The following is a 20,630-nucleotide window of genomic DNA, read 5'->3' on the forward strand; positions in this document are numbered from 1 at the left end:
AGCTAATGCATTAGTTAATGAGAAAGAAAAAATAAAATTTATTACCGACGATTTTTCAAATATTAATCATTATCTGCAATGATGGAGATTTTATATTAATCCAATTTCTATTACAATTTTTTTTAGATAAAGAATTAGAGGTAATTTTAAAAAAATCAGTGAAAGTTATAAAGGTTATCCTTTTTATACAGGAAGGGGTCTCTGTTCTAGACAATAAAATCATTCTACAAAATTTTGATATGCAGCTAGCTCATCCTTATAATACTCAATACAGAACGATACAAAATTTCTTTGAAATTTTTTCAAAATATTTTATTGTTCTTGAGTATGATTTCATATTACAAAATATGAAAAAGGACAGTAAGTATATGTACTTTGTTTTAAAAAACCTTTAAATATACAATAAATCTGGTTTGAGAGCCTCTTAATGATAGAAAAATCAGTATTACGCCAAGCCCAATTACTTTTATTGGAAGCTTTAAAAGAAATAGATCGAATTTGTGTTAAGCATAATATCGATTATTGGTTAGATGGTGGCACCCTTCTGGGTGCTAAAAGAGATGGTAAATTCATACCGTGGGATGATGATGTCGACATTGGTATGACTCGTAAAGATTATAATAAGTTTCTGAAAGTGAGCGAGTTAGAAATTGATAAAGAAAAATATTTTTTACAAACTGCATACTCAGATGTGTTTTATTCAAGTATTAATATTCCCTGTAAATTAAGGATTTTAAAAACAGAAATAATTGAAAAAATTGAAATTGAGCGTTGTTTCTATGATGAACGATCGCAACATGGTTTATATATAGATATATTTCCATACGATAAGTATTCTGTATCAAATTTCAAAATAAAATATATAGAAAGAATATTATCGTGGTTATTTGTTATAAAGTTATTGTCTAAACGTTCGAACAAAAATTTTTTTCGTTCAATTGTGATAAAATTTATTAGTATATTTATATCAAGAAGTTTATTATTAAAATTGGTTAATATCCAATCTGACTTCATGTCAAAAAAGACGACAAATTACGTGTATGGTGCAGGTATAGAGACACCTTTTAACCCTATTAAGTTAAAAGAAGATCAAATATTCCCTCTTAGTAAAATCATGTTTGAAAACGAAATGTTCAATTGCCCGAGAGACGTAGATGGATATTTGGAAAGTCAATATGGCCCTGATTATTTTCTTATCCCACCTGAAGAAAAAAGAACGTCACACCATCATAGTATTAAATTAAGTGATGACTCATAAGTGTTAATTTGATAAGTTACTGTCATTTTTGAGAAATGATAAAAGTGGCTTGTCGATATTGTTGTTAGACAGAGCCCGCTCGTAAGCTTGATACAGGTAAAACGGGCGATTCCTCCGCTACTTCTGCAGTCATGTAAAAAAGTTTTTCAGTGTAATTATCACTATAACGTGCATAAATTCGACACAAAAAAAAGTCGTTGTAGGGCAATGAACAGTTGGTACGGGATACCAGTGGCCTGTTCTGGGTATCAGCATGAATACAGTTATACACACATTAAAAAACTCGCACGGGGTATCCCTGGTCCCCGAGTCATTCATTGCCATCTCGACAATTTTTTCCTTAGTGTTGGTTTTATAAACTTGATAGAGATAATTGAGCTGGAACTTTTTGTGAGAGTCAAGGCAGTGGTAAAGTGGATTGCCTGCATAACTCTTTCCATGTTTACGAGCCGATTTCGTTTGTAAGCACAAAATCGACAAGCTACCTCTATCAACGCCATCACTACCTTCTCTTAAAATTAGGAAGATCTACCGCAAATACAGGTCGGAATCATGACAAAAATATTTATACAACAGCTTATAAAAGGTATCAAGGTATGAATAATACCAATAAAATATTAAGACAAGCACAGCTAAAAATGATTGATGCTTTAAAAGAAATAAATAGAATTTGTATTGCGAATAATATTAATTATTGGTTAGATAGTGGCACCTTACTGGGTGCTCAAAGAGATGGCAGGTTTATATCTTGGGATGATGATATTGATATTGGTATGACAAGAAAGGATTACAATCGCTTTATTCAAATTTGTGATAAGCAACTTAATAAAGAAAAATATTTCTTGCAAACTGCAGAGTCGGATCCTTATTATATAAATATTAATGTTCCGTGCAAACTTAGAATATTAAACACAAAAATAATTGAAAAATTTGAAGTTAAGTATCAATGCTATGATGCACGTTCATCACATGGATTATTTATAGACATATTTCCTTTTGATAAGTACTCTAAACATTATTTCATCAGAAAATATATAGAAAGAATATTGTCGATATTCTTTTCTATAAAAGTGATATCATATTTTTCTACTTTTACTGAGGTTAAAGGTATTAAAAAATTATTTCCTTTGATAAAACCTCTTGGAAAACTTATATCGAAAGATTTTCTTATATCGACTACAAAAAAAATAAGCCGCAACATGAGCTTAAGAACAAAAGATTATGTTTATGGTCCGGGTATAGAGATGGGCCTTGGTAAAATTATATTTAGTGATAATGAGATATTTCCTCTTAGAGAGATTAAGTTCGAAGATACGATATTTAAATGCCCAAATAATGTCCATAGCTATCTGACTAAATACTATGGTGATGATTATATGGAATTACCTCCTGAAAATAAGCGTGTATGGCATTTTGAAAGCATTGAATTATAACAGTTAACCGTAGGATAAAGAATTTAAACAGAAATTCTAGTGTGATTGCCCCTAGTATTACTATATTATCGCTATAACGAGTATAAACCAGGAATACAGAAATAAAAGAAAAGATCGTTGAAATGGCAATGAACGGTCCCAGGGTACGAAATAACCCTTGTGAGGCATGACCCTATTTTTATATTCGTTTCTTGCCTTATCTCTTTTTCTGGAAATGAATTGTTTATATGGAAAAAAAATACTTATTTATAAGCTGTGTGATATTTTATTATCTTTCTGTTCTAGCATCATCTACTTATCTTAATGTAGATAAAGAAATTTATTTCTTCATACGAATTTTTATTTTTATAAATTTTATCATAATTGTTTTTTTGTCTGGGTGTAATGTTTTAATTTCTAGTTTTATAATGCTGCCTTTTTTAATATTTTTTTCAATGATAAGCAAAAATACATATTTCATCCATTTTTACGTACTATTTATTTTCTGTCTGATTTTTATATTTCATCATGAAAAATTGACATTAAAAAATTGTTTTATTCCTATATGGCTAGGTAGCTTGCTTGGATTATTTACTTTACTAGGTTTATATTTTACAGGATTTAGCGATAATGTCGTTTATGCTTTTGCAGGTGTTAAAAAAAATTCTCTTGGATTCTCTAATCCAAACACTATAGGGTTGATAGCCGCTGGAATAGTTATCATTGGTTACTATATAAATAGAAAAATAGCATTTTTATCATTACTATTATTTTTTTGTATTTATTTACAAGTTTTTTCACGTACTTCACTAATACTAATTAGTATATTTTATTTCTACCAATTCGTATTTAAAAAACTGTCCGATAAATTTATAAGAATAGGGATTATGTTAATTATTTTTTTATCATTTTTATTAATATCTATATTAGTCACAGATAATGGTTTTTATTTTTCATTGTTACTTGATTTTCCAGTTTTTATAAAGTTAGATGAAGTATTGAGTTCTAGATTAAGTTTCGCATGCGAGTATATTTTAGGGAAGAATTTACTTTTTCCATCAATTAGTCAAACGAACCAAGACTTCTCGTGGGCTAATTTAGTTACCATGTTAGGTGGTTTATTTTTATACCTTATACTAGCATTGCAGTTTGCTTTAATGTTTAGAGTGGAAAGAAAGTTTTTAAGTTTTTATTTTCTCTGCTTATTATTAACATTCTCATCACTTTTTGCTGAAAATATCGTTTATTCTTATTTTCCTCTAGGGCTTTTTTCAGCTTTTCCTTACGCTTTAATGTTCTATTACTTTAGTAAAGATTTATCAAAATTTATAATAAATAAAGCAGTTCAGTAGAACTGGTCTAATAATATTATAACCTAATCTATAGAGATTAATCATAGTTGATTATACTTTTGATCATTCGTCTGTAGCATTTTTTTAGTTTAACCTTTCACTATTAAGTAAATATCATGATTTTTATATCAATTTTAAGAAGCTTCGTAATAAATGAAGATAAAATATAGCATCATAATGCCTTGTCATAATACTTCAGATTTTATTGATAAGACACTGAAAAAAATATCATTTCTCTTATTATCTAGGAATGATGTTGAAATAATTTTTGTAGATGACGGTTCTACTGATGATACATATAAAAAATTGTCATCTTTTTCATTTGAAAAAATGTTAATAGTTCGTAAAAAAAATGGGGGAGTTTCATCAGCACGTAATCAGGGAATTTTACATGCTACTGGTGACTATATTTTATTTTTAGATGCAGATGATTTTTATTCTTATAACATTTTTGAGAAACTAGATGCTGTCACTTCAACCATAGATTTAATTTTTTTTGGATACAATACAGTCAATCTAAATGATAACATAATAAGGAATTATGCATTGAGTGATTCTGATAATATTAATACTTTATTTAGTAAAAATGATTCAGAATTACTTCTATCAAATTTTTTTCTTAAAAAAATTTATTTTCATATTTGTGCAGTAGCTATTAGAAGAAAATTTATTCAAGCTAATAATATTTTTTTTGATGAATTAGTTTATTATGGTGAGGATATTGACTTTATAATTCGTGCAATATCACTCACTAATAATATATTTTATATTAAGGATATCTTATTCCATTATGTAAACCGACCTAATTCAACAGTAAAGGAACCGGTGAGCATGTCACAGTTAACAAGAATTGATTCATCCGAAAAATTGTATTTGTATTTTTCTACTAATAATTATTCAATGGATTTAGTTAAAAAATTTAACTTTTATCATCTCACTCTACATATTCATTTAATATTAGGAATTTTCAGAAAAGGATTGAAAACAGATGGTACAGATGATGTTTACGATCAAATTAGTAAAATAACTCTTCTTTTAAAAAGGAAGATAAAATTTCCATATACTATTTTAGGTTTGAAATGTTATATTTTTTATAAAATCTTATGCCTGATCCCTGCTAATAGGTATAAAAATTTTATCTTGTTTTCTCAGCGCTATTTGAAATAATTGAAAATGAGAATTTTACGAGAGGCTCAAATGCTTCTGTTTGAAGAATTGAAAGAGCTAGAAAGAATTTGTATCAAACATAATATACTTTATTAGTAGTGTAAGGTACTCTGGTTTGACTCTATCTTACCGTGATAATTTGACATTTCGGTACTACTCTCATCAGCTTCCTTTCAAATTTTATCTTTTAGCACTTTTTATTGAAATACGAAACTGGTGTAAAATAGATCGACCCAATGTCTCATATAAAAAGTGAGTTTAATGAATAATACAAAAGACATCACTGTGTCCGTGGTAGCCGGAGCATCGGGCTTTATTGGTTCTCATTTATGTAACCAGCTGCTGAATGAAAGAAAAATTGTCGTTGCTATTGACAATTTTTCCAGAGGCCAAAAGAGCTATCTGGAAAGCTATTTTAATGACAGTCATTTTAAGCTGTTATGCGGTGACTTATCTAAGCGTGATGACACCATGTGCGCCTTTGAAGAAGCGGCGAAACAGGGAACTATCTCGGAAGTCTGGCACCTGGCTGCAAATTCCGATATTCCCGCCGGAGTAGCTGATGCAGACGTCGATCTTAAAGATACCTTCCTCACAACCGTTGAGATATTAAGAGCGATAAAATTATATCATGTGAAGGAGATCTACTTTGCCTCCAGCTCGGCCATATACGGTGATCTTGGCAATGTAGAATTGCATGAAAACATTGGGCCTCTGCTGCCTATTTCTAACTATGGCGCAATGAAACTGGCGTCAGAGGCATTGATCAGTGCATCTTGTGAAAGTGATCTTAACAAAGCATGCATTTTCAGATTTCCCAATGTTGTTGGGGCTCCCGCTACCCATGGAGTCATCTATGATTTTATTAATAAATTAATCGCGAGTCCTGAATGTTTAGAGGTACTTGGCAACGGAACCCAGCAGAAAGCTTACCTACATGTTTCAGATCTTATCTCTGCCATGCTCGTAGTCAGAGCAAAACAGGATGCACCAAAACGAGACGTGATTAATATTGGGCCAATTGATAAAGGTGTTACCGTGCAATGGATCGCTGAACAGGTGATTGCCCGTATTAATCCTCTGGCTCAAATTAAATATGGTAAAGGCAATAAAGGCTGGATTGGAGACGTGCCCAAATTTCATTATTCAACCGAAAAGCTGCAAAGCTATGGTTGGAAGCCGCAGTTGGGATCTTCTGAGGCGGTTCGACGTGCCATTGATGAAATAGCTAGCCAGCTAGGTCAATAAACATGAGTCAGTAACAAGAGTAAATTCTATGAAACCTAGGGTTTCAATCATTATTCCAACCTTCAACGAGCCGCTTGCTACGTTAGAGCGCAGTTTAAAGAGTATTTTTGAACAAAGCTTTATAGATTTTGAATGCATTGTTATCGATGAGAGCACTGATTCGGATCGCGCTGATTTTTGCAAACAACTCTGTTCACAGGATAGTCGCTTTATCTACGTTAATCCTCAAAAAAGGATTGGATTAGCAGCTAGTCTGAATCTAGCCCTTCAAATGGCTCGCGCCGATTGGGTTGCCAGGTTTGATTCCGATGATATTTGCATGCCAGATAGAATTGCTCAACAGGTTGAATTTTTATCTAAAAATAAAGACGTTGATGTATTAGGCGGTGCTATTGAAATCGTTGATGACTCGCTAAACAGAGTGGGGTTTAAATTCTATCCTGAGGCTCACAATGAAATAATCAGGAAAAGCCATTTTATAAATCCACTCGCACACCCAACAGTTATGTTCAGGAGAAACACAGTATTGGATTCCGGCGGGTACGATCCTCGCTTTAAGTATGGCGAAGATTTAGAATTATGGCTTCGACTCATCAATAAGAATGCTAAATTTGCCAATCTTGACAAGATACTCATCCAATATAGGCAGTCAACACTCAGTCGACCCGATATCAATTGGCGCTTTAATTTCAAGGCAAGGATTAAGAATTTTAGACCACATGACCTCATTCGCCGTGTTTCAGGAATAGCCATTATTGGCTGCTGGGCTTTTCTGCCAAGAAAAATACAAGAATCCATTTACAAGGTGCTTATACTGCGTCGTAAATAATTTTTTGAGGAATTTCATGAGAAATCAGGTCGCAATATTGGCGGGAGGGTTGGGCACCAGACTAAAGTCGACGATTGGCAATTTGCCTAAGCCTATGGCTCCAATATTGGGCAAGCCCATACTTGAGCATCAAATTGAGTTGTGTAAAAAGCACGGTTTCGACCGAATTGCGTTACTTGTTCACTATCAATCAGAAGCGATACGATCTTACTTTCGTGATGGAGCTGCGTGGGATGTTGAACTCACTTATGTTGAGGAGGTCAGTGCACGTGGCACCGCTGGTGCACTGCGAGATGCCCTTGCTGTATTAGAAGATAAATTTTTAGTCCTCTATGCTGATATCTATGCTGATATCGATTTAAGGCGTTTATGGCAGATGGCTACCCGCTCCGATGCTGCAGGAACTCTCTTAATACACCCCAATGATCATCCGCAGGATTCTGATTTGGTTCAACTCGATGGAGCGGGTTACGTAATCGCTATAAGGACCTACCCTCACCCTGAAGGCGTCTATTATCCGAATATTGTCAACGCCGCGCTTTACGTACTGCAAAAAAAACACCTGATGAACCTGATTCCAGATCAAGGTAAATACGATTTGGTCAAAGATACCTTTAAATCGATGCTTGCATCAGGGCATAAGTTTAAAGCCTATATCACACCTGAATACATCAAAGATATGGGTACACCATCTCGGTTGAACAAAGTAGAGAGAGACCTGATTTTAGGTTTACCAGAGCGCTTATCTGTTCGTCAACAACGTGTTGCGGTTTTTCTTGATAGGGATGGTACATTAAATAAAGAGGTAAATTATTTGTCTTGTGCAGGCCAGCTTGAGCTGTTGCCTGGTGCTGGCGAAGCGATCCATCAACTCAACCGTGCCGGACGTTTAGCGATTTGCGTGACTAATCAACCCGTCCTTGCCAGAGGCAATGCAACTTGGGAAGACATGCGTCAGATTCATGCTCGTCTTGACCACTTACTTGGACAAGAGCACGCATATTTGGATCGTCTGTACCTGTGTCCACACCATCCAGCCTCAGGTTTTCCTGGCGAGACCCCAGCACTTAAAAAGGTATGTGACTGCCGAAAACCTCAGTCTGGCCTCATTGACAGGGCAGTTCGAGAATTGGACATTGATCGTCGGCGCTCATGGATGATAGGTGATACCACAAGCGATATATTGGCGGGTCAGCGTGCTGGCGTATGTACAATATTACTGCGCACTGGCTATGCCGGCCTCGATAATAAGTATCAAGCTATTCCTGACTATATCTGTGATGATATCTTGTCCGCTGTAGACTGGATTTTGTCCGGGCATGCTCGCCTGGTTGGAAAACTCATGCCCGTTGCTATCGAGATGCAAGATACTCGTATGATCCTTATTGGTGGAGCCTCGCGTTCCGGTAAAACCATGGCTGCTCAAGTGCTCAAAGAGTTAGTTGAAGCCATGGGACGAGTTGTCCATATTCTTCCATTAGACGCATGGCTTAAAGCGAAAGAGCAGCGCATAGAAGGCTGTGGCGTCATGTCACGTTACGACATGGATCAACTGGTTCCTCTTTTAGAGTCATTACGGAATAGTAAAGAACGGATCACTTTACATGTCTCTCAGTGGAATCGAAGAAAAAGCGAGCTGATTTCTACGCGTCGACTTTCAATTGGGCCGAATGATTTTCTAATATGTGAAGGCGTACCCGCGTTGCTGCATCCTACGCTAAGGGAAATGACTCCACATAGGCTACACCTAGATGTTCCACAACAAGTTCGACACCAGCGGATGTGCTTCGAATATGCATGGCGTGGTTTTGATGCTTGCGAGGTTGCTAAGTGCATAGGATCTCGAGAGCAAGACGAAGTTGCCGATGTTCTTGCAGCTGCACAGTACGCCAGCTATAAAATAACCCTATCGGGGCGATAAATATGATAGTCAGTAAAACCCCCTTGCGGATGAGTTTTGTCGGTGGCGGGAGTGATTTACCCGTATTCTATAGAGAAGAATTGGGGGCAGTCCTCTCAACTTCGATCGATAAATATATGTATATTTGTGTCAACCGAAAGTTTGACGGAGGTATCAGGGTCAATTATTCGAAAACAGAGGAAGTGGACTCCCCCTGTCAAATTGAGCATCCACTGGTACGTGAAGCACTTGCCCTCACCGATATATCGGGGGGGTTAGAGATTACGTCGATGGCAGATATTCCTTCCAAAGGCTCTGGATTGGGTTCATCCAGTACCTACACAGTAGGTTTATTAAACGCGTTGTACGCCTTCAAAAACTCTTTTGCATCCAAAGAAACCTTGGCAAGACAAGCCTGCGAAATAGAAATCATACGTTGTGGTGAACCGATAGGTAAGCAAGATCAGTATGCTTCAGCCTATGGGGGGCTTAACTTAATACGATTTCATGCCGACGAATCGGTATCTGTCGATCCGGTGATTTGCCGACCTGAACTATTGCGTGCACTAGAGGAATCTACCCTGGTTTTCTATACCGGTAGAACACGTAGCGCATCAGCGATTCTTGCAGAGCAAACAAAAGCGATGACTCAATCTAATTGTAAGCTACTAATGCGGCGCATGGTGGAGTTGGCGTTTGACATGAAGAAAGAACTTGAATCTGATTCTTTGGATAATTTCGGCCAGATGTTAGACGAGAATTGGCGTCTTAAAGCACAGCTTGCCAATGGAGTAACCGATCCACAAATTGATGATTGGTATCAACGAGGCATCACTCATGGTGCCTTAGGTGGCAAGCTACTCGGTGCCGGAAACGGAGGATTCATGATGTTCTTTGCCCCACCAGAAATACACGATCCCATCAAAAAAGCAATGGGCGGTTTACAGTCTGTGAAATTCCGTTTTGACCGAAATGGGACTCAAATCGTTTTTTATCAACCCTCGGAAGGATAGAAATTGTGACTCAGAAAAATTTTAGTGTTGCCAATTATTTAAACTCTCACACTGATCTGGCAAAGGAACTCAATCTGAGTACTTTCGAATCAGGTATTAGTTTAATCAAAGAGAAATTTTCGGCAAACAAAAAAATTATTACCTGCGGGAACGGCGGAAGTGCATCTACCGCATCACATTACATTACCGATTGGAACAAGATGGTGAGTCTTGCAACTGGCAAGAAATTTCGGGGGTTCTCTCTATGTGACAACATTGGACTCATCACCGCTTTTGGCAACGATATTTCCTATGATGATGTATTTTGTGGGCAATTGGCGGCGATAGCAGATGAAGGAGATTTGCTGGTGGCTATTAGTGGTAGTGGAAATTCTCCAAACATTTTACGTGCCGTTGAATACGCCAGCCTAAATAATATTGACACGTTAGCGGTGGTAGGATACGACGGGGGTAAGTTAATGCAGCAAGCGAAATTGAGTGTTTGGGTTCCCTCATTTGACATGCAGCTTTGCGAGGACGTGCATTTGATGTTCGGTCACATGGTAATGAAAGCTTTAACCATGTCGGTGAATAGTTTTAATATTTCTACTACGTTAGAAAGTTAATAATAACGAGAAATATCCTGTTTTTTCTTAATTGATTATAATTGAGTTCATAGAGAGAAGTCATGATTATAAAAACTAAATCAAAGTGTGTTGCAGAATATAGTTTTGTAGAGACAATAAGCAGTTCTCTATACCATTACATGGTACGTAGAAGAAATTAAAAAATAGAGCTAAAAATTACCCATCTCTAGCCATTATTGTGAATAATGATCCTATTTCTGAGGAGGTTTCTGTACATGGGCTTCAAGAAGAGCCTATTTTATCTTCTCTATTTTTTCTGGAAAAATACTAGCTATAGCGAAGCCACTTTTTTAGTTAATGTTATATAAAGCTAGGAAGCGTTCTTTATCTGTTTCACAAATAAAAGTCAGATTATTATACACTCAGGTCGTTGTGTCACTCTATGCCCTATTTGTCATATCTAAGCTGATATACGACGTAAAATTAAAATATTTAGTATAGCTAATCAATGTCAAAAAAGAAAGTCGGTTTAATTGTAGATGATATCGTTGTATCTAAGCGATTATTTGATCTTATACAGTTATCTAAAGAATCCAGTGTATATGAAATAAGTTGCTTGATAGTTCAAAAAACTTCCCAAAGTGGGCTACGTTCACTATTGAAAAAGGTGTTTGATTACATAAATAGGCACGGGTGTAGAAAATTTTTTTCAGCTGTGACATTTAAAGTTATTTTAAAAATTGAGGCGCAGTTCTTGAAAAGAACGTATAGTTTTAAAGATTTTGACACAAAATATGATCTAGGAAAATGTGACATTGAATCTGTGATAGTGAATCCTCAAATATCGAGAAGTGGATTCGTGTATCGATATAATGATGAAGATCTTAATAAAATTAAAGAAAAAAATTTGGATATTCTAATTCGAGTAGGAAGTGGTATCCTCAGAGGTGATGTACTTAACATATGCCCAAGAAGAATTATTTCTTTTCATTATGCAAATAATGATATCAATCGTGGTTGTCCTCCTGGTTTCTGGGAAGTTTTCTATCAGCAACGAAGTACAGGATTTATCATTCAATTACTAACAGATGAGCTTGATGGAGGAGATGTAATTTACAAGGGAAGCATAGCGACAAGTTTTCTGTATTCCCTAAACTTGGCTAGAATGAATACGAAATCACCTATTTTTATGCATAGAGTGTTGGAAGATTTATTTTCTAGCAACCGTGATTTATTGGTATATCCTAAGGTTCCCTATAGTTTTCCATTATATAAAATACCTAATTTATTTCAGCAGTTACACTACATTGTAAAAACAATTAATTATGTGTCTAAAAAAGTTCTTAGAACGTTGACTAGCAGAAGATATCGATGGGGTGTTGCTTATCAATATTGTTTAAATTGGCGTGAGGTAACTCTGTGGAAATCAAAAGTTATTAAAAATCCGCCTAATAGGTTTCTAGCTAATCCTTTCATTATTGAAAGGAACTGTAGCCATTATTGTTTTGTTGAGGATTTTGATTACACAAGAAAAAAGGGAGTGATCTCTGTTTATAAAATTACTAAAGATGGATATACAAATCTTGGAATTGCTCTCAGAGAAGATTTTCGCCTTTCCTATCCTTTTATTATTCAAAGCAATAACGAACTATATATGTGCCCAACAACACATGAAGCTAAAGATATTAGGATTTATCGTTGTATTGATTTCCCATTAGTTTGGGAGATTGAGAAAATACTTATCTCCAATGTATCAGCTGCTAATACAAATATTTTTTACATGGACGAAAAATGGTGGCTAATGACAAATATAGATTCTTCAATATTGGGAGATCATGGATCGGAGTTGCACGTTTTTCACTCCAAAGATTTATTAACTGAACCTTGGATATCTCATCCAGGAAATCCCGTCGTTTTCGATTCTGAGCAGGCTCGGAATGGAGGTCTTCTATTCGAAGATAATAAGATTTTTAGAGTTTTTCAAGTTCAAGGATTTGATTTATATGGTGAGAATTTTGGTGTGGCGCGTATCACCCGTCTTGATGAAAATCACTATACTGAGGATGTCGAGTTTACAGTAAAGCCAGAGTTTTTACGTAAAGCAAAAGCCACTCATACATATAGTTTTAATAAAGGGTTGATGGCGATCGGTTTCGCAAAAATAGAAAACTACAAGAAATAATGGTACAACTGAGTGTGACCATAATTGATAGTATTTTGTGCTTTTCCTTACTTCTCCCGGTTTTAAACTAAATACAATATTATAAACAGGATAAGATGATTAAAAAAATAGCTATCTTAGGTGGTTCAGGGTTTATTGGTTCTCGCTTAAGTCAACGTCTAGTCAAGATGAATATTAATTTTATTATTATTGATAAAATTAAAAGTATTCAATTTCCTGAAAAGTGGCAATTTGCTGATGTCACTCAGCCTTCAACTTTAGATAAGACGCTTGCCGGGGTTGATATCATTATTAATTTAGCCGCTGAACATCAAGATAATGTTGAACCGAAAAGCCTGTATTATGATGTCAATGTTCAAGGTGCTAAAAATGTCTGTGCAGCGGCTGAGCGTTTAAACATTCAGCATATTATTTTTACTTCTTCTGTCGCCGTTTATGGTTTTGTTGAACATGAAACTGCTGAAGACGGTGCTTATCGTCCTTTTAATGATTATGGTAAATCGAAATTAGCGGCTGAGCAAGTTTATGATGAATGGGCTGCGAAAAATTCAAGCAGAACATTAGTTATGGTACGTCCTACCGTTGTTTTTGGCGAAGGTAACCGTGGTAATGTTTATAATCTGTTTAGGCAGATTGCATCCGGTAAATTTTTGATGGTCGGAGGGGGAAATAATAAAAAATCGATGGCGTACGTTGAAAATATAGCTGCATTTTTACAGTATGTCATTACTCTATCCCCTGATCGTTATGTATTCAATTATATCGATAAGCCCGATTTTACCATGAATGAATTAACCGATATTATCTGCCAGGCGTTGGATAAACAAAAAAATAATTTCCGAGTGCCTTATAATATTGGATTATTTGCGGGTTATTGCTTCGATTTGTTGGCTAAGGTAACAAAAAGAAAATATCCCATCAGTCGTATTCGAGTTAAAAAATTTTGTGCGCGCACGCAATTTAGATCGGATAGCATCAAACAGCATGATTTTAAAGCGCCGGTATCGTTGGAAGAGGGGATTATTAAAACTATGCGTAGCGAATTTATAAAATAAATAATAAGTTGCCATAAACTATGACACTATCTAACGCACTTGGCTTTACTTGGAATAGGGAAACTATTCCGACCATTATTCCTGCTCACTCCATCGAGCGGGTTTGTTTTCGTTTCCATCGCATGCTAGCCGAATTTGTCTGGGATGCCAGCATGCTGGAAGGCAATCCTTTCACTTTCCCAGAAGTGAAAACACTATTAGGTGGCATTACTGTCGGGGGCAGAAAATTGGCTGATCAAGAACAAGTGCTTAATTTGGCTGAAAGTGCTAAGTTTCTTGTGTCATTGGTGAAAACAGGTCAATTTGAATTAAACAAGACAATTTTTACACAGCTACATAACATTGTTGCACGTAATGAGGCTTTGGAGTGGGGATGCTTTCGCGGTGAAGGGCAAGAAACAAACTATACCCCGCATGTAAGTCTTGGCGAATATGGTCGTTATCTCCCTCTGCCAACGCTTGCCGGTGGTGCAATTTTGCATGATAGATTTATGCAAGGGATATCGGTTCTAAATGAACATGTGACTAATGTTTTTGAAAAAGCAACGATATTCTTTTTGTTTGGTGCCTTGCAGCAATTCTTTTTTGACGGTAACAAGCGCACTTCGCGATTGATGATGAATGGTATATTAATGTCACAGGGGGTGGATGCCATCAGTGTGCCCGCCGTAAAGTTGCACGAATTTAATGAGAAGATGGTGCGCTTCTACCTAAGCAAAGACGCCAATGAGATGATAGCGTTTTTGTTTCATTGCCATCCTGATGCTAAGTAAATTTATACTTTAATAACAAGAATATTCGAGTATAACGGCCGACGATTTCGATTGATTTTCGTTCAGTTTTAGTGATCAAATTAGGTGATTGAACGGCTTTTCACGTTGACAGACTATTTTAACTCTCTAAAATATAGCGTGCACACATAATAAGTGTTAAGTATTTTATGGAGTTTAATTTATGAACATTACTCTTTCTGTAGACCAACAAGTGGCCCAGGGTGCCCGTGAGGCAGCGAAGAAGATGGGAAAAAGTCTTAACCAAGTGGTACGTGATTATCTAGAGCAACTGGCAGGCGGAAACAGTCGCGAGCAGCAATGGATACAGTTTGAAGCACGTTGCTTACAATCACCTGGGCAGCTTGGTGGTTGGCACTTCAATCGTGACGATGCCAATGAGCGTTAATCATAGGACTATCCGTAGTTTTATCGATACTAATATCCTAATTTATGCCGACGCGAGTGATGTGCCAGTGAAGCAAAGGGCGGCACTTGCTCTGCTTAAGCAGCTTTATCAAGACAAGAGTGGTGTCCTCTCCACGCAAGTGCTGCAAGAGTACTGCAATGTCGCTATTAAAAAACTTAAACTTTCACCACAATACATTCGGGCACAACTGGATTTATATCAACAGTTTGAAGTCGTTCAAGTGACGCCAACTATCATTCGTGCAGGGATCGATTTACATCAAACTCGCAGTGTTGCTTTTTACGATGCGCTTGTGCTGGCCAGTGCGCAAATAGCAAGTTGTCGCTTGCTATTGAGTGAAGACATGAATACTGGAGAGCATGTGGATGCTGTTCAGATAATTAATCCATTTATTGACTGATGTTACACGTATTGCTCAAATTTCTTGATCCCAAAAACGATGTTGTCTTTAAGAAGATCTTTGGTACTGAAAAGAATCCAGGATCCCGAGATCGCCTATAAAAGGCAAAGTATTGTTGAAAGTTGGATGGCCTGCCTCATTTATGATTTCGAAAGTGATGTTATGACTAAATTATCTTGTTTTAAAGCCTATGATATTCGTGGGCGACTAGGTGATGAACTCAATGAAGATATCGCCTACCGTATTGGTCGTGCTTATGCTGAATTTGTCAAACCTAAAAAGGTGGTCGTTGGGGGTGATGTCCGCTTGACCAGTGAAAGCCTTAAATTGGCTCTTAGTCGTGGTTTACAGGACGCGGGTGCTGATGTGTTGGATATTGGTCTTGCAGGTACTGAAGAAGTCTATTTTGCTACCTTCCATCTTGCAATGGATGGTGGTATTGCGGTGACCGCCAGCCATAATCCTATCGATTATAATGGCATGAAATTGGTCGGTGCGGGCGCTCGTCCTATTAGTAGTGATACTGGTTTATTAGATATTCAACGCTTGGTGGAGTTGAATGAGTTTTCATCTGTCGATCCAGCGGCTAGGGGCAGCTATCGGCAGATTTCTATCCTTGATGCTTATATTGACCATTTGATGAGCTATCTCACTCCCGCTCACTTTAAACCCTTAAAACTGGTGATTAACAGTGGTAATGGTGCCGCAGGTCATGTGATTGACGCTTTGGAAGATCGATTCGAGCAATTAAAAATGCCTATCACCCTGATTAAAATTCATAATCAACCTGATGGCACCTTCCCTAATGGTATCCCTAATCCTCTATTACCAGAATGTCGACAAGATACTAGCGATGCGGTATTAGCTCATGGTGCGGATATCGGTATCGCTTTTGATGGTGACTTTGATCGTTGCTTTCTGTTTAATCATAAAGGTGAGTTTATCGAGGGATATTATATTGTTGGTTTGCTGTCAGAAGCATTTTTACAGAAAGAACCTGGTGCCAAGATTATTCACGATCCACGTTTGAGTTGGAATACCATAGAGGTGGTTAAAGCCGCAGGGGGTAAACCTGTGATGTCTAAATCCGGTCATGCCTTTATTAAACAGCGTATGCGTGAAGAAGATGCAATCTATGGCGGTGAGATGAGTGCGCATCACTATTTCCGTGATTTTGCTTATTGCGATTCTGGTATGATCCCTTGGTTACTGGTAGCAGAGTTATTGTGTGTTAAAAATAAAACGCTCGAACAAGTAGTCAAAGATCGTATGGCGGCTTACCCTGCATCAGGCGAAATTAATTCTAAATTAGTTAATCCCACCATGGCAATGGAACGTGTTCGTGCAGTTTACCAGCAATATGCACTTTCTGCTGATGAAACTGATGGTATCAGTTTAGAATTTTTCGATTGGCGTTTTAATTTACGTAGCTCGAATACTGAACCTGTTGTACGACTCAATGTAGAATCTCGTGCCAATAAAATACTGTTGGATGAAAAAACAGATGAGATATTAGAGTTGCTGAGGCGAACATATTAACGCCTGGATGATATGGTCAGGGACATATGGAGATGGTAACAAAACAATCCCCATGGATACGATAAATAATAAATTTCCAGTAAATATAATTGGTTAATCAAGATGGATATCCATTAATGAATGAAGAAATTAAGCGTAACCAAAATGTTGATGCAATGTCGAATAATTATGACTTTTCATCTTTATCCTCATCAAAAGATGAAATTGATCTCTTTGAGCTTTTCTCGATTATTGTCAAATCTAAAAAGACTATTTTATGGATGACTTTGTTGTTCGCTATTGTTGCGGCTGGGGTGTGCTATTTATTGCCGCAAAAATGGACCAGTACAGCAGTCATTACCTCTGCCACGGATCAGCAACTGCAAGTATTAGATAAATTATCCAGTGAACTTACGGTGTTAGGCATCAATATAGGTATTGATTCAAGTTATTTACTGGGAACTTTTGAACAGAGTTTCGACTCTGCCGATCTACGTGAAAAATATTTAATCAACTCCGATTATTTCAGATTAAAAATGAAAGAGAATCCAATAGATAAGATCCAACAGCGTATATTGATTGAAAACATAGTGAATAATAATATTCTTTCCAACTCGTCTTTAGACAAGAAAGACAAGGAAAATAAGCATTACAATTTTTATACCTTATCTTACAGTGCTGAAACACCACAGGATGCCTATAATTTATTACAAGGGTATATTGATTATGTTAACGCCATTGTTAATAAAAATGTAAAAATAAAAATTCAACGGGCAGTAGACATAGCGAAATTGAATACGGATGAGCAATATAGGTTTGATCTGTTAAAAGCTAAAAATAATTTGAGTGTTAACATCGAAAAATTGAAAATTGCAATTGCTATTGCAAATGTGGCTGGAGTGAAGACACCGGTAAATGGCAGTGGTACATTCAATGATGACGATACTTTTCCTATTACTATCGGTTCTTATGCTCTCAACAAAAAATTGGAATCGCTACAAACTATTGGCGATATTACCACTATCAATGCCGATCTTTTGAATCGTAAATTACACTTGAATCAGCTAAATATGTTGGCCATTCCTAAACTGACTGTGATGCCTTTCCAATATTTACAACAAGCCTCTGGTTCGATAAAGAAGAATTCACCGAAAAGTACTTTTATCGTTCTTCTCAGTGTATTTATGGGGTTGTTCTGTTCGGTAGGCTACGTTCTGATTCGGCATTTTGTTAAAGAACGTAAAAATCAGTTGGCTGGATGATGTGTCTCTTCTCTGTTATGCGACCTGGGTGGTCGCATAAATTCGTTTAGATCATATACCCAATGAATTTCGAGTACGGCCAGGCGGCAATCAATCGAACCCCAGGAGTGTACAAGTAGTACATGACTGGGATGAGTGCAAGCAGCCAACGCCGCCGTAACTTGAAAGGTGAAGGGTATATTGCTTATTTTAGCTTGGTGACATTGGTTAATAAATCGCGGATTTCGGTTAACAATTTTTCTTCGTTACTGGGTGCGGTTGATTCTATAGTTTGCATTCGGCGCAAATGATTCATCAACTTGACTGTTGCAAATATCGCTAAGGCAATCAGTAAAAAATCAAAAACACTTTGAATAAATAAACCATAATTCATGACTACAGCAGGAGTGGTATTCCCCGCTGCGCGTAATATAAAATAAAGTTGTTTAAAATCGATACCTCCTATCAACAGTCCTAACACGGGCATAATAATATCACCAACTAATGAAGAAATTATTTTTCCAAATGCGGAACCAATGATAACACCCACCGCCAAATCAACAACATTGCCACGTAGAGCAAATTCACGAAATTCCTTTATCAAGCTCATCACATAACTCCTTGCTAGTAAAATTTGATTCATTCACACTAAATTATAGGAAATTTTTAGTTACAGAAACCAATTAATATTAGACTTCTTGCAAAACCGTCGTTCGTTATGCGAAGTCAAGGCGCCTGGAGCGCAGAACTGCATGGTACCGAGTACACGAGGATTGCGATTACCACGTAACGCAGAATTCGCAGCACGTACAGTAGTAGATTTTGCAAGAAGTCTATTTGTTATCTACAAGGATATCAGCTAAAGCGTATTTGAATGGAAGCCAGTTCTTTACAGAAAGAAAGGACTGGGTTGAAATAATTTCTCAACATCCGCAATAAATTCTTTATGAGTAATAAACATCACCACGTGATCACCTTGCTGAATCACAGAATCATTATTGGCAATAATGACTTTATCACCACGGACGATAGCACCAATGGTTGTACCTGGCGGTAATTTGATTTTGCCTACTTCCCGTCCGATAACTCTGGAAGTGCTTTCATCACCGTGAGCAATGGCTTCGATAGCTTCAGCAACGCCCCGGCGCAGTGATGCGACACCAATAATATCCGCTTTACGTACATAACCTAATAATGCCGAAATCGTTGCCTGTTGTGGTGAAATGACAATATCCACTACACCACCTTGAACTAAAGCGACATAAGCACTACGTTGGATCAACACCATCGCTTTCTTAGCTCCCATGTTCTTTGCAAGCATGGCAGACATAATATTGATTTCATCGTTATTCGTTATAGTGATAAAAACATCGACCTGTTCTATATGCCCTTCTGCTAATCTTTCCTGATCTGATGCGTCACTATGGTATACAACAGTTTTATGAAGCATTTCAGCTAATTCCGCTGCTCGCTGCTCGTTGTTTTCAATGAGTTTTACTTTGTAATCATTCTCGAGCCGCAGCGCTAAGCCCGCGCCAACATTGCCACCGCCCGCGATCATAATGCGTTCGTACGACTTTTCCAAAGGTTGTAATTCACTCATGACTGTCTTGATATATTGTGAGTCGACGATAAAAAATATTTCATCACCCGCTTCAATAATGGTGGATTTTTGAGGGTGTATGGGTTGATCTTGGCGAAATATTGCTACGACCAGAGCGTTAACATTCTTCTTGCGCATAACATCACTTAAGGAAGCAAGGTCACTACCCACGGAAGATCCACCGTAATAAGCCTTCACGGCGACAATACTCACTTTTCCTTCGGAGAAATTAACCACCTGTAATGCACCAGGATATTCAATTAATTTATAAATAGAATCAATGACCAGTTGTTCTGGTGAAATTAAATGGTCAATGGGTATTCCCGCTAACTGAAAAAGAGTATCTGTTTCCCGGATATATTCAGGTGAACGAATGCGAGCAATACGGCGCGGTGTCTTAAATAATGAATAAGCAATTTGACAGGCGACCATATTGGTTTCGTCGCAGCTGGTTACCGCAACCAACATGTCTACATTTTCAGCGCCAGCTTCGCGCAATACTCGAGGATAAGAGCCTTTGCCTTGCACAACTCGTAGATCAAATTTTTCTTTTAACTGGTTCAGGCGCTCCGCATTCGTATCGACAACAGTAATATCATTTTTCTCAACAACCAGGTTCTCCGCTAATGTGGCACCTACTTGCCCCGCTCCAAGAATGATTATTTTCATCGTTTTCTCTTTTTCAC

The 20,630-nt window shown here is 37.0% G+C and carries 18 protein-coding genes; 16 read left to right on the forward strand and 2 right to left on the reverse strand.

The features are described from left to right. Positions 1-427: 427 nt before the first annotated feature. From AAHH42_RS03380 to wzz(fepE), 16 genes are all read left to right on the forward strand, one after another. Positions 428-1,258, forward strand: coding sequence for a LicD family protein (locus AAHH42_RS03380; protein ID WP_240313786.1), 831 nt, complete (start codon positions 428-430; stop codon positions 1,256-1,258). A 596-nt stretch (positions 1,259-1,854) separates the two neighbouring features. Further along, a complete protein-coding gene (locus AAHH42_RS03385; protein WP_072550372.1) occupies positions 1,855-2,691 on the forward strand; it encodes a LicD family protein in 837 nt (278 codons plus the stop codon). A 227-nt stretch (positions 2,692-2,918) separates the two neighbouring features. After that, positions 2,919-4,022 (forward strand): hypothetical protein, encoded by a 1,104-nt coding sequence (locus AAHH42_RS03390; protein WP_342221684.1) that lies wholly within the window; start codon positions 2,919-2,921, stop codon positions 4,020-4,022. A 153-nt stretch (positions 4,023-4,175) separates the two neighbouring features. Beyond that, positions 4,176-5,189 (forward strand): glycosyltransferase family 2 protein, encoded by a 1,014-nt coding sequence (locus AAHH42_RS03395; protein ID WP_083429607.1) that lies wholly within the window; start codon positions 4,176-4,178, stop codon positions 5,187-5,189. 261 nt (positions 5,190-5,450) lie between these two features. After that, positions 5,451-6,437: an NAD-dependent epimerase/dehydratase family protein gene (locus AAHH42_RS03400; RefSeq protein ID WP_342221685.1), complete on the forward strand. Its 987-nt coding sequence runs from the start codon at positions 5,451-5,453 to the stop codon at positions 6,435-6,437. Between the two features lie 28 nt (positions 6,438-6,465). Next, positions 6,466-7,266, forward strand: coding sequence for a glycosyltransferase (locus AAHH42_RS03405; RefSeq protein WP_072550368.1), 801 nt, complete (start codon positions 6,466-6,468; stop codon positions 7,264-7,266). Between the two features lie 16 nt (positions 7,267-7,282). After that, entirely contained in the window at positions 7,283-9,187 is a 1,905-nt protein-coding gene (locus tag AAHH42_RS03410) for an HAD-IIIA family hydrolase (RefSeq protein WP_072550367.1), read from the forward strand. A gap of 2 nt (positions 9,188-9,189) precedes the next feature. After that, positions 9,190-10,179 carry a GHMP kinase gene (locus AAHH42_RS03415; RefSeq protein WP_072550366.1) on the forward strand — a complete coding sequence of 330 codons (990 nt, stop codon included), beginning with the start codon at positions 9,190-9,192 and terminating at the stop codon, positions 10,177-10,179. Positions 10,180-10,184: 5 nt separating this feature from the next. Further along, entirely contained in the window at positions 10,185-10,784 is a 600-nt protein-coding gene (locus AAHH42_RS03420; protein WP_342221686.1) for an SIS domain-containing protein, read from the forward strand. Between the two features lie 469 nt (positions 10,785-11,253). Continuing rightward, positions 11,254-12,927, forward strand: coding sequence for a glucosamine inositolphosphorylceramide transferase family protein (locus AAHH42_RS03425; RefSeq protein WP_072550364.1), 1,674 nt, complete (start codon positions 11,254-11,256; stop codon positions 12,925-12,927). A 95-nt stretch (positions 12,928-13,022) separates the two neighbouring features. Then, positions 13,023-13,982: an NAD-dependent epimerase/dehydratase family protein gene (locus AAHH42_RS03430; RefSeq protein WP_342221687.1), complete on the forward strand. Its 960-nt coding sequence runs from the start codon at positions 13,023-13,025 to the stop codon at positions 13,980-13,982. Positions 13,983-14,002: 20 nt separating this feature from the next. Continuing rightward, a complete protein-coding gene (locus AAHH42_RS03435; RefSeq protein WP_072550362.1) occupies positions 14,003-14,755 on the forward strand; it encodes a Fic family protein in 753 nt (250 codons plus the stop codon). Between the two features lie 181 nt (positions 14,756-14,936). Then, entirely contained in the window at positions 14,937-15,161 is a 225-nt protein-coding gene (locus tag AAHH42_RS03440; protein WP_342221688.1) for a DUF6364 family protein, read from the forward strand. Continuing rightward, positions 15,121-15,582: a PIN domain-containing protein gene (locus AAHH42_RS03445; RefSeq protein WP_240313787.1), complete on the forward strand. Its 462-nt coding sequence runs from the start codon at positions 15,121-15,123 to the stop codon at positions 15,580-15,582. The genes AAHH42_RS03440 and AAHH42_RS03445 overlap by 41 nt, the downstream gene beginning before the upstream one ends. 162 nt (positions 15,583-15,744) lie before the next feature. Next, entirely contained in the window at positions 15,745-17,121 is a 1,377-nt protein-coding gene (cpsG, locus tag AAHH42_RS03450; protein WP_072550395.1) for a phosphomannomutase CpsG, read from the forward strand. A gap of 116 nt (positions 17,122-17,237) precedes the next feature. Further along, positions 17,238-18,362 carry an LPS O-antigen length regulator Wzz(fepE) gene (wzz(fepE), locus tag AAHH42_RS03455; protein ID WP_342221689.1) on the forward strand — a complete coding sequence of 375 codons (1,125 nt, stop codon included), beginning with the start codon at positions 17,238-17,240 and terminating at the stop codon, positions 18,360-18,362. 184 nt (positions 18,363-18,546) lie between these two features. Here wzz(fepE) and mscL read toward each other — a convergent pair whose 3' ends face one another. Both mscL and trkA read right to left on the reverse strand, forming a co-directional pair. Beyond that, positions 18,547-18,951, reverse strand: coding sequence for a large-conductance mechanosensitive channel protein MscL (gene mscL, locus AAHH42_RS03460; protein WP_072550358.1), 405 nt, complete (start codon positions 18,949-18,951; stop codon positions 18,547-18,549). 279 nt (positions 18,952-19,230) lie between these two features. Next, positions 19,231-20,613 (reverse strand): Trk system potassium transporter TrkA, encoded by a 1,383-nt coding sequence (gene trkA, locus AAHH42_RS03465; RefSeq protein ID WP_072550357.1) that lies wholly within the window; start codon positions 20,611-20,613, stop codon positions 19,231-19,233. Positions 20,614-20,630: the final 17 nt, after the last annotated feature.

Origin of the sequence: Candidatus Fukatsuia endosymbiont of Tuberolachnus salignus, from assembly GCF_964030845.1 — a bacterium.
Classification (GTDB): Bacteria; Pseudomonadota; Gammaproteobacteria; order Enterobacterales; family Enterobacteriaceae; genus Fukatsuia; species Fukatsuia symbiotica.